The sequence below is a fragment of the Cupriavidus sp. SK-3 genome (assembly GCF_000611145.1).
Lineage (GTDB): Bacteria > Pseudomonadota > Gammaproteobacteria > Burkholderiales > Burkholderiaceae > Cupriavidus.
Genome location: NZ_JFJV02000238.1, coordinates 1 through 632 on the forward strand (window position 1 = coordinate 1; position 632 = coordinate 632).

The 632-nt window shown below is 59.5% G+C and carries 1 protein-coding gene; it reads right to left on the reverse strand.

The features are described from left to right. Positions 1 to 201 precede the first annotated feature (201 nt). Positions 202 to 501: a hypothetical protein gene (locus CF70_RS24765; protein ID WP_035870896.1), complete on the reverse strand. Its 300-nt coding sequence runs from the start codon at positions 499 to 501 to the stop codon at positions 202 to 204. Positions 502 to 632: the final 131 nt, after the last annotated feature.

Sequence of the window (632 nt, forward strand, 5' to 3'; positions counted from 1 at the left end):
TCGCTCGGGCTCAAGTCCGACAGCCTCCTAGGAATGCCGGTAGGACGCTGCCTGCGCATCCAGCCTTGTTGTCGGCGGTGCCGGTCTGTCACTAAGAATGCGGCGTAAATATTGGGCTGATTCTAAAGAGGGGACCTGACAGGAACATGACGCCGACATTGCGAGCGATCGCAATACTAGTACAACATCCCGTAAATAGGTTTAATAATTATCGGGCTGCAAATACGGCTGCAGGAGCGTGACGATTACCTGGGCCATCTCGTCGAGTGTACCGGCGCCTGGCAGAGGTTCCCAACGTCCACTTTGGCTGCGAAAGGCGGCGCCATAACGATTGCGGCCGAGTTCGGTCAGCCGAGCCACCACCGTCGGCTCCTCGTCGTCCAGACGTTTGATCAGCAGGTGACGCCCGTAGGCTTGCGTGACGATCTGCTCGTGGCCGAGCAAGCTGCGCAGTTGCCGCTGCAATTCGGCAGCGTAATGTTTGGCGGGTAAAGCTGGCATGTCGATCCTCGATTACGATGCGCCGGTTTGCAGCGGATAGCCCCGGAAACTCCATTTGAACGGGCGCGCCGCCTGATTGTGCGCGCGGACAAACTGCTCGGTGCGCTCGCGCAGGTGCGCGGTGCTGGTGT

Bases quoted from the DNA above. Each gene is read 5' to 3' on its own strand.
- CF70_RS24765 (WP_035870896.1), bottom strand. From the start codon at position 501: ATGCCAGCTTTACCCGCCAAACATTACGCTGCCGAATTGCAGCGGCAA.